Here is a 9,119-nt window from a genome sequence, read left to right as displayed (position 1 = left end):
GCGCTGGGCCGCGGTCGAGGCGATCCAACGCCAATGCGAACCGAGCGTGCGGGCGATGCGCGAAGCCATCATCGCGCGACGCGGCAAGACCGCCCGCAACACCGCGAAGGTCGCCGCCGCGCACCGCATGCTCGACGTCGTGTACTACACGCTGCGCGACGGACACGCCCGCAGCCTGGACGCCACGGCGGCCTGAACAACCTCACAGCTTCGTGCGGGCCGAGGAACGGCATGACCGTCACGGTCGCGTAAGTGAATGGCCCCACGACCCACCCCGCGTGGGCTCTCCGCACGGCTTCATGCGACACCACCCGGTCGTCGCGAAGGGATGCCTGGCAGACCTCGCCAGCGGACTCTTGTTCAACGACGAAGCCGCCCACAACTCCACACGCCTTCGCGGCCACCCAGGCTGCGACGAGCACCGGCCGGCATCAACACCGTTCGTCCTCACCCGCTCGCACACTCGCGGGCTCCGGGCGCTGCGTATTGACCCCGACCTCAGCTCGACGCGCCCAGACCACAGCCGCAAAGACAAAGAACACGCTCAGCACCAGGACTTGACCGACCCCGCTCCTTCAGGGATGCCGTTCGGGCGTGCAGGAACTCGGGTGCGTTCGTCCCGCGTGTTCCCTACCGTGGTGGCATGTCCAAGCAGACGTGAAGCGCACGTCGCGATGCCCTGTTGAAGCAGGTCAGGGCTGAACGACGTACCGACGACGAGGCACGAGAAGCGCTGATCGGCGTGCTGGTACGCGTCCTGGACGAGTTCCGTTTCGGCGTGCGCGCTCTGTCACCCGAGGAACTCGTCGATCTTGCACGCGCCTGGGCGATCATCAACGCTGGCGAGACGCCGGCGGAAGCGGCGCTGCGGTTGGCGACGGCCACCAAGGACGTGCGGTAAGCGTCGATTCGAGCGCACAGACCCGGTGCGGGCCCAGGTGGGTGGCACGCTTGCCATCGTGATGACGGTGAAGCTCGAGCTGTACCTCCTCGACGAGCAGGACGCGCAACTCCGTCAACTCACCCGGCCCGCGGTAACGAGCCATCACCTGCCCCGAGAGAACGAACTCGTGGAATTCGCACGCCGCGAAGACGGTGACCCTCCGCAAGACACGGCCGGGGAATTCACCCGCGGTGGGATTGTCGACCGCGTCGCGTGGTCACACGACCTCAGCAGCGACCGTAGTGCTGCACGTTTGGCGGATCTCGCCTGACTATGCCGCTGTCCTGACCACCTGGCTCGTTGACCATGGTTGGACGGACCACGGCTGAGCGAGCCCAACACCCGTGGCACGACCGCAAGGCGTCGAACGGTGCGTGCCGTTCGCGCGCTTTCGGTGTGTACGTGCCGCCGACTCCACGTTCGTGATCCCGGTCGACGACCTCGGTTGGCCTAGGGCGACGTACTCATTCGACGTTCGCTGACTACGTACGTCTTCGCCATGCGGTCCCACAGCGCCTGGCGGTCGGGGTTGAACACGAAGCAGGCGCCGACGATTCGGTAGATGAAGCCGAGCAACGGGATGGATCCCAGCAGCCCATAGCACAGGAAGTTCCGCACGAAGCTCTGACCCCACGAGAGGGGTTGTCCCGACTGGGCGCTGACGATGCGCAGCCCGAGCAGCTGCTTGGCTGGTGTCTGGCCGCGCGTCCAGGCGATGAGATCCCAGATGACCCAACCGATGATGAGTGTCGCGATGGCCAGGACGAGCTCGAGCAGGGTCGCGCCGAAGCGTTGCCCGGCCGTGGCCAGGTTTGCCGGGAGCGGACCGTAGGGCGAGCTGGCGCTGTAGCCGGGTGGCGCTCCGTAGCCGGTCACTGCGCCGTACTCAGGTTGAGCATCACCCCAGGTTCCGGGGGCGGGCGCCGACCACGAGGAAGGCCCTGCGGTCTGCGGCGGCTCCGCAGGCGGGTCCCACGGCGCTGTCATGTGGCCTCCAGCGATCTCTGCACGGTCAGTAAGGCCGTTCTACAAGAGCACCGCCGTTCCTGCCCATGCCCCCGCCACGCCGAACGATCGTCGTTCCGCGGAGCCTCAAGCGTGGCAGCACCGGGTCGGTCAATGGTTCCGACCGCGGACTGCGGTGCGCGAAGGACCAGAAGCGAGGCACCATCGTCGGCGTGACAAGCGTGTGGCAGGCCCCGCCCGGCTGGCCACCGCCCCCGCCAGGGTGGGCACCCCCGCCAGGGTGGCAGCCAGACCCCAGCTGGCCACCGCCACCGCCGGGGTGGGTCTGGTGGCGAACCGAATCTGTGCGACGCCGAGCCAGCACGCGCTGGTTCATCGCCGCCGGTGCCTGTGTCCCGGCTTCGATCGTCCTGCTTCTCGTCGGGCTGATGGCGAAAGGGCTGACGATCGTCTACCTGTCCATCGCCCTGAGCATGTTGTGGCTACCTCTCCTACTCGTCGGCCTCGTTCTGCTCGTGGTCGAGGGAAGACGTCAAATCAATCGGTAGCAGCCAGTCTGCAGAGCAGAGCTCGCCGCTGACCGCCGACGTCACTCGCCTCACGTCATGTCAGACGCCAATTCTCGGCGGGGTTGCCCGGGGTCGAGCAACCGCGACTCGACGCATCGCGAGCGCGCCGCGCGGTAGGTGCCTGATCGCGGGCTCTCGGCACGAAGTGTGATGCGCCTACGCGCCGGGGAGGCGGGGGCAGGATCGGGTCGCTCCGCGTAGAACGGTCTGGGGTGTGGGCGATCGGGGTTCGCGCTGGCAATGGATCTGCAGCCGACCGACGCGCGCTTGGCACGTGGTCGTGCACATAGCCGCGGGCAGCGCGGCATTCATCGGCGTTGGGATCGCGCTCGGGAGGGGCTTTGCCGCGGCGTTGGCGGGCGGGATCGGATGGGTTGCGGTCGGACTGCCGTTGGGACTTCACTCGCTCCGTCGAGCTGCGGTCGACGCGGAACCGGGCGCGAAGGACAGCCCGGCTGAGATGCGGCACAACAACGGCCACGCCTGACATCGGGACGCCTGCCTCGGCCCCGCGGCACCGGAAGGTGCGTGCCGGTCATGGCGTCCAGTAGGGGGGTTCGCCGTGTCCGACTCGCTAGCGTTCCGCTCGTGAACCACGAGCCGACGACTGACGACATCCTGCAAGATGCGATCGACAAGATCGCGGGCACCGACGAGGCACTCCACGGCGCCGTCGCAACGCGCTGGCTTGTCGTTACAGAGCACGAGTGGCCTCAGGAGTCGGGACGGACGACGTTCTCCGTGTTTCGGTCGAACGACCAGCCACCGTGGATCTCGCTCGGCCTCCTTCGCTTCGCGACGATCCAAGAGGAAGACCGCGCCCTAGCTCCAGATGGGGAGTAGCCATACCGACCGCGATGTGCGTTGGCGCGCTCTCTGACGTTCGCAAGCTCTCGGCACCGACTATCCGATCGTCCCGGACTCACTCGGAACGCCGCTGGCCACCGGGTTGGCCGGCCGGTCGCGGCGCTGCATTCCGAACTGCACAACCGCTTGCACAACGATCCCAAGGGCAAGCGATGCAGCGATGCCCGCGAACGTCCCCCAGTTCGTCCCGCGGCGCAAGGCGCAAGGATCTGTCGAGGTGTGCTGGCAGTCCTCAGTCGTGATCAGATCCCGGAGCAGGTGGACGATCAACGCTGTTGCTACCGCCAGGGTCACGCCGATGATCCAGTGCCTCGCGCGGGCCAGTGCGACACCCGTCGGGATGGCTATCAGAAGCAGTGGCGCACCCATCAGCACGTCACGTAGGTGCGACTCGACCTGCCGTGGCTGCAGTAGCCCAGGGTCGGTGTGCTGCAGCGCTGCTCGGTCGGCCAGCATCACCGCGACTGGCAAGAGCCACCACGCGTAGCGCCGCATCTCCAGAGTGTGCCGCGTACCCGTGGGCGCGGTCGCAGACTCGGGGCAACCGATCGTGCCGGTCGGACATTGGAGTTGCATGGGGGACGATGGGTTCGCGGCGTTCGTCGCGGCTGAGTCGGCCAGGCTCGGTCGCGTCGCGCTGCTGCTGACCGGTGATCCGGTGGCGGCCGAGGACATCGTCCAGACGTCGTTGGTGCGGGTGCTCGAGCGCTGGCCTCGGGTATCGCGGATGGACAATCCGGGCGGCTACGCGACCCGGATCGTTGTCAACGAGGCCCGCGGCCAGCATCGGCGTGCGCGCCGAGACCTGTCAGCAGCCGGGCGTGTGGAGGCGTTCGGCGATCCGGCCGATGCGTGGTCGCAACGGGCTGATCTGTCGGTCGCGGTCCTGTCGCTGCCACCGAGGCAGCGGGCCGTGATCGTGCTTCGGTTCTACCTCGACCTCAGCGAACGCGAGGTTGCGGCCACGCTCGGCTGTCGCCCCGGAACGGTGAAGAGTCAAACGAGCAAGGCGCTGGCGAAGCTGCGTGCCCTGCTGCCTGCCCATGAGGAGGCGCGATGAGTCAGGTCGAACACGGCCTGCGCGACGACCTGCACAACCGAGCGGACGCCTATGTCGTACCGGTCGACGTCGACGCCGTCCGCGCCCGAGTCGCGGGTCGACGACGGCGTCGGCGGACGGCGTTGGCCGGAAGTGGCGTGGCCGTCGCTGCGGGTGTGACTGCGCTGGCCTTAGCGCTCACCTCCACCGGCAGCGCGGCACGTCCCGCGCCCGTCCACCCGGTCAGCCCGCACGTCTCGGTCGCCTCGATGCTGGCCGGGCGTTGGAGCGAGCTGCCGCGCTCGCCGCTGACCCCGCGCATGGACGCAGCGGTCGCATGGACCGGTTCGGCCCTGCTGGTGTGGGGAGGTGCGTCCGGTCAGCAGGGCCAGACGCTCGACGACGACGGCGCGGTCTACGACGTCAAGACGGCCCGCTGGCATGCGATGGCGTCCTCACCACTGGGCGCGCGGGACGGTGTGAGCAGCGCATGGACGGGCCGGGAATGGATCGTCTGGGGCGGCTACACAGCACTGTCACCGTTCATGGCCGCGAATGACGGCGCGGCCTACGACCCCGCGACCAACTCCTGGCGCCAGCTCCCGACGGCGCCGCTCAGCGCGCGTGTGTATGCCCGCGCGATCTGGACGGGTGACCGCGTGGTCGTGTTCGGTGGACAACCGCCGGTCATCCATAGCGAGGCGGACTACGACGGGGACGGCGCGGCCTACGACCCCGCCACGAACACCTGGGCCACGATCCCCGCGCCCGTCGCCCCGCAGGGTCATCGAGTGCAGTGGGGCACGACCACCGCCTTCAACGGATCAGTCCTTGCCTGGTCCCAATGGTTCACCTCCGAGCCCACGCCGACCGGAGCACGGACCGAAGGTGGCGCCGACCTGTTCCGCCTCGACGCGGACAGCACCAGATGGACGGCCGTGCCCGCCGACGGGAGCACCCTCAAGAACCCCGTGGCGGCCGTGCAGGCCGGCAGCGACGTGATCGTGCGGGGCTACCCCTTCTACTGCCCCGTGTGCCAGGGGCCGGGACCGACCGTGGCCGAGACGTTGATCTACAACCCCGCGACCAACACCTGGCGCGGCCTGGCACCCGATGTCCGGCTCGGCATCCTCGGCAGCCAAGCCCTCACCTGGTTCGGCAACGGACTGCTCTCCCTCAACGGAGCGGGGAGGTACGGCTCGACCGGACCTGGTGCTACCAGCATCTGGAATGCAGCTACGGACAAATGGGCAGCGGGACCATCGGCTCCGTTCGCATGCCCCGTCGACGCTGCACCACCGATGATCGACGACAAGATCGCCTACTACTGCCCGCACTACGGCGGCACCACCACCTATCCCTCAGACGCACTGCTGTTCACCGCGGGCTAGAACATCGCGTCGCACACTCCATACACCAGGCTGCACGTGGGCGGGTGGAGCGAACGATGGGCCGAGGTCGACGACAACCATCTGATGGGGCCAGGGAGTCTGTGGGGTCGTGGACGAGGCGTCGCGGGAGCGGTTCGTTGCTTTCGCGATGGCGAAGGGTCCGCGGTGGAGTGAGCTCGCGCGCATGCTGGGCGAGGACTGGCACGAGGGCGAGGACCTCGCTCAGGCGGCGCTCGCGAAGGTCTTTCTCGCGTGGGCGAAGGTGGAAGCCGCGGATGATCCCGATGCCTACGCGCGCCGTGTGCTCATCAACACGATTCGCAGCGCGCAGCGAGGCCGCCGCCTTCGGCAGGTCCTGACCGCAAATCCCCCCGAGGCACCCATCGCGCAGGTCGCCGAGCCCGACGACCCGATGGTCGCAGCGGTCGCACGACTGCCGCGCGGGCAGCGGGCCGTCATCCTGCTGCGGTTCTGGGAAGACCTGACCGAAGCCGCGACTGCGCAGGCGCTGGGGATCTCGATCGGCACGGTCAAGAGCCAGACCGCACGGGCGCTCGCCCGCCTCCGTTCCGACGCCGCCCTCATCGTGGAGAACAACTCATGACCGATCAGCTCGAGACTGTCGTGCGCGACCGTCTGCATGCCGCGCTGCTCCCTGCGGACGGGCCGGACTGGGCGGGCGGCGCCATCGCCCGCGCCGGCAAGATCGAACGACGTCGGCTCTTGCTCGCGGTCGCCGGTGCGGTCGTGGTCCTCGGTGGCGTGGCCGGAGGGCTCTATGCCGGCGTCACGACCCATCCGACCGGCGGGCCTACCCCTGCCGCGTCGGTCGGACCCCTGCCGGCCGGGGAGCAGCAGGCGATCGACGCCGCGCTGGCATCCGCGCCCCCCGGGTCTCGCGTGGAGACGGTCCCGTCCGCGTCCATGGCCGCCACGCTCGAGGTCGGTGACGTGGTCCTGGTCGTCCCCACCACGACGGTCCAGCGGGGTGACATCGTCGCGTTCGACGGGTCGCAGGCTGGCAACCACTGGCCGAACGTCAACACCCGCACGCTCACCGACCCGACCGCGAAGAACGACTTCATCAAGCGCGTCATCGCCGTCGGCGGCGACACGATCGGCTGCCCCCCGACCAGCGCCACGAGCCCGAACGAGTGCAGCGGCGTCGTCGTCAACGGACAACCCGTCGACGAACGCGCCTACACCTACGGCACTGCGCCCGACGGAGTCACACCATCGCGGGTTCCCGACCCGACGTACACCTTCAGCACCACCACGGTGCCGCCCGGCCAGCTGTTCGTCATGGGAGACCAACGTGACAGGTCCAACGACAGCCGCTTCAACGGAACCATCAACACCGCTGCTGTACGCGGGGTGGTCACCGCCATCGTGTGGCCCCTCGAACGCGCACGCGCGATCACCACTCCGACGTCGTAGACCTGCGGACCAGAGTTAAGACACACGAGGGAGCGGGTGCTTGCGACCGCATGGGCGAGAGATCCCAGCGCGCGCCGCGCGGCCGGATGACCAGCACTGAAGAGCTTCACCCTCGGAGCGCAGCGGCGGCAAGCAGGGCTGCGCGGACTCGCATGGCACCAGCTTCCGAATGCGGGAGGCGCACGTTGAGGACAAGCAGCGTCGCGACGGTGGAGCCGTCGCGGATGAGCACGACGTCGTGGGTGCCGATCGAGTCGGTGAAGCGATACGCGAAGCTCTCAGCGCGGAGTGCAGGGTTCGGCAGACGTGTGTAGGTGGCGACGCCCCCGGTAGGCCCGGCCGATGGGCAGCCGTCCGAGCAGGCAGGGGCTGATGCGGGCGCCGACTGAGCAATGAGGTAGGCGTGCGCCTGCGCGGACGAGCCGAAGGCGACGATGACCTCGACCAACGACAGATTGGTCGAATCGCTTCCGCCTGCGTAGTACACCCGGCCCGCATCGACGGCGCCAACTGCTGAGGTGTGGATGCGGCCCGGACCGTGCTCGTAGCCGGCGGCATAGCTCCAACCGGCCCCCAAGGAGGCGGGGGCCATGAACTTGCCCGCGATCGACGGGTCGGCCGCGGGTCGGTCGAGCGCGGGTGGCCCCAGAGCGTCGTCGGTGTTGATGTTGTTCAGCTCATGGGTCCACGTCTGGTTGGCGGACCAGTCGAGCGTGCGTCGGGCCGCAGCCCCGAGACCGTAGGCGGAGGGGGCACTCAGGATCAGACCGATCACGATCGCCAACGCCGTATGCGCGGTGGTTACCTTGCGGACCTGCCTGGCGGCGAGGAAGCAGCCGAAGACGACGCCCGCCGCGACCACGCACAGCACGCTCCTCATCACGTAGATCAGGACCTTGGAGTCGACGAAGTCGACGAGCGAAGGATCGCCAGGCCATCGGAGTTCAGCGAGGTAAGCCGCGGCGGTGATCAGCGTGCCAACACCAAGGCACACAACGACGGCCAGTAGGACATCCCGTCGCCCCGTCGTCCGAGCTGGAAGTGGGACGGGAGAGACCGGGACGTGGGGGACGACGTCAGCGGCCACGTCTGCCTCGAGCCCGAGTCATCACCCACCCAGGATCGACCACATCGGCGGTTCGCTGAACCCGTTCTCGCCCGTTCAGGAGCTCGCGGCAGGCGGGGCTCTTCCACAGCGTCCTTCGCGCGATGTCGCTACCGATCGCGGGAAGCACCTGGTTCGATGGTCGTGTGCCGAACCCGCGTTCGCATCGGGGGCCGACGTTTGCTGATCTGTTGAAGCAACGCGGCGACTCGCACGAGGCGTCGACGTCGCAAACCCTACCCAGCATCATCCGGGATCGGTCATGGACGGACGAGGACGGCACCGTGTGGCGGATGCGCGGAGGTGATCAGCCGGCCAGAAAGACGGTCGAGCACCTCCTACTGGACCCGGAAGTCAGGGTTCTGCTGATCGCCGACCTGCGGCCGGTTGACGTCGCCCTCAAGGATCGAGCTGGTCTATGGGCAGAGGTTCGTCAGTACTACCCGGAGGCGAAGCGCCGCGAGCCAGGTGACCATACGGACTTCGCCGTCGCTGAGTTCCGAGATTCGCAACGGCGCTCGCTTCTCGTCATCGAGCGGCATTGCTGACATCCGAGCGGGCCAAGGAGCACGGCCGTCGAGGTGCAGCTGCCCGGAGCCCGTTGCCACCGACCGACGTCCGACCGTGATGTGCTACCTGTTGCGCGGATCAGCACCCATGCTGGGGTGGCCGCGGCACGTAGTGGGGTCCCAGTGGTCCGGCGCTTCGTGGCGCGTATTCGAGCTCGATGCGGCCGGTGTGCGCGGTGCCGCTCCACAGGCGGTGGTGCCAGTGGACGCACATCCCGTCGGTGGCGACCCCT

The 9,119-nt window shown here is 68.3% G+C and carries 12 protein-coding genes; 9 read left to right on the top strand and 3 right to left on the bottom strand.

The window, feature by feature from the left end; genetic code table 11:
• The 3 genes from VHB92_RS06735 to VHB92_RS06725 form a co-directional block, all read left to right on the top strand.
• A partial coding sequence (locus VHB92_RS06735; RefSeq protein WP_325452691.1) for a hypothetical protein occupies positions 1-196 on the top strand: 196 nt, incomplete at its 5' end.
• Between the two features lie 486 nt (positions 197-682).
• Entirely contained in the window at positions 683-901 is a 219-nt protein-coding gene (locus VHB92_RS06730) for a hypothetical protein (protein WP_325452690.1), read from the top strand.
• Between the two features lie 61 nt (positions 902-962).
• On the top strand, positions 963-1,214 hold the full coding sequence (locus VHB92_RS06725; RefSeq protein ID WP_325452688.1) for a hypothetical protein: 252 nt from the start codon (positions 963-965) through the stop codon (positions 1,212-1,214).
• A gap of 179 nt (positions 1,215-1,393) precedes the next feature.
• On the opposite strand, the gene VHB92_RS06720 is transcribed toward VHB92_RS06725, so the two are convergent.
• Positions 1,394-1,930, bottom strand: coding sequence for an RDD family protein (locus VHB92_RS06720; RefSeq protein WP_325452686.1), 537 nt, complete (start codon positions 1,928-1,930; stop codon positions 1,394-1,396).
• Positions 1,931-3,066: 1,136 nt separating this feature from the next.
• Here VHB92_RS06720 and VHB92_RS06715 point away from each other — a divergent pair.
• Positions 3,067-3,321 carry a hypothetical protein gene (locus VHB92_RS06715; protein WP_325452684.1) on the top strand — a complete coding sequence of 85 codons (255 nt, stop codon included), beginning with the start codon at positions 3,067-3,069 and terminating at the stop codon, positions 3,319-3,321.
• A 60-nt stretch (positions 3,322-3,381) separates the two neighbouring features.
• Here VHB92_RS06715 and VHB92_RS06710 read toward each other — a convergent pair whose 3' ends face one another.
• Positions 3,382-3,840 (bottom strand): hypothetical protein, encoded by a 459-nt coding sequence (locus VHB92_RS06710; RefSeq protein WP_325452682.1) that lies wholly within the window; start codon positions 3,838-3,840, stop codon positions 3,382-3,384.
• A gap of 22 nt (positions 3,841-3,862) precedes the next feature.
• Here VHB92_RS06710 and VHB92_RS06705 point away from each other — a divergent pair, with 22 nt between their 5' ends.
• The 4 genes from VHB92_RS06705 (at position 3,863) to lepB (ending at position 7,212) form a co-directional block, all read left to right on the top strand.
• Complete coding sequence (locus tag VHB92_RS06705) at positions 3,863-4,405, top strand: SigE family RNA polymerase sigma factor (RefSeq protein WP_325452680.1); 543 nt, start codon at positions 3,863-3,865, stop codon at positions 4,403-4,405.
• Positions 4,402-5,775, top strand: a complete 1,374-nt coding sequence (locus tag VHB92_RS06700; protein WP_325452678.1) for a Kelch repeat-containing protein — start codon at positions 4,402-4,404, stop codon at positions 5,773-5,775. Before VHB92_RS06705 ends, VHB92_RS06700 begins: the two co-directional genes overlap by 4 nt.
• A 109-nt stretch (positions 5,776-5,884) precedes the next feature.
• On the top strand, positions 5,885-6,379 hold the full coding sequence (locus VHB92_RS06695) for a SigE family RNA polymerase sigma factor (RefSeq protein ID WP_325452676.1): 495 nt from the start codon (positions 5,885-5,887) through the stop codon (positions 6,377-6,379).
• On the top strand, positions 6,376-7,212 hold the full coding sequence (gene lepB / locus VHB92_RS06690; protein WP_325452674.1) for a signal peptidase I: 837 nt from the start codon (positions 6,376-6,378) through the stop codon (positions 7,210-7,212). Before VHB92_RS06695 ends, lepB begins: the two co-directional genes overlap by 4 nt.
• A gap of 106 nt (positions 7,213-7,318) precedes the next feature.
• Here lepB and VHB92_RS06685 read toward each other — a convergent pair whose 3' ends face one another.
• Entirely contained in the window at positions 7,319-8,299 is a 981-nt protein-coding gene (locus VHB92_RS06685) for a hypothetical protein (RefSeq protein ID WP_325452672.1), read from the bottom strand.
• Between the two features lie 122 nt (positions 8,300-8,421).
• Here VHB92_RS06685 and VHB92_RS06680 point away from each other — a divergent pair, with 122 nt between their 5' ends.
• Complete coding sequence (locus VHB92_RS06680) at positions 8,422-8,865, top strand: hypothetical protein (RefSeq protein WP_325452670.1); 444 nt, start codon at positions 8,422-8,424, stop codon at positions 8,863-8,865.
• Positions 8,866-9,119: the final 254 nt, after the last annotated feature.

The organism is Humibacter sp. (assembly GCF_035547335.1).
In the GTDB taxonomy this organism is placed as follows: domain Bacteria; phylum Actinomycetota; class Actinomycetes; order Actinomycetales; family Microbacteriaceae; genus Humibacter.
This window is presented reverse-complemented; position numbering and strand designations above follow the sequence as displayed.

Coding starts and splice junctions, on each gene's coding strand:
- VHB92_RS06725 (WP_325452688.1), top strand. CDS start 963: ATGACGGTGAAGCTCGAGCTGTACCTCCTCGACGAGCAGGACGCGCAA.
- VHB92_RS06700 (WP_325452678.1), top strand. CDS start 4,402: ATGAGTCAGGTCGAACACGGCCTGCGCGACGACCTGCACAACCGAGCG.
- VHB92_RS06720 (WP_325452686.1), bottom strand. CDS start 1,930: ATGACAGCGCCGTGGGACCCGCCTGCGGAGCCGCCGCAGACCGCAGGG.
- VHB92_RS06710 (WP_325452682.1), bottom strand. CDS start 3,840: ATGCGGCGCTACGCGTGGTGGCTCTTGCCAGTCGCGGTGATGCTGGCC.
- lepB (WP_325452674.1), top strand. CDS start 6,376: ATGACCGATCAGCTCGAGACTGTCGTGCGCGACCGTCTGCATGCCGCG.
- VHB92_RS06680 (WP_325452670.1), top strand. CDS start 8,422: ATGTCGCTACCGATCGCGGGAAGCACCTGGTTCGATGGTCGTGTGCCG.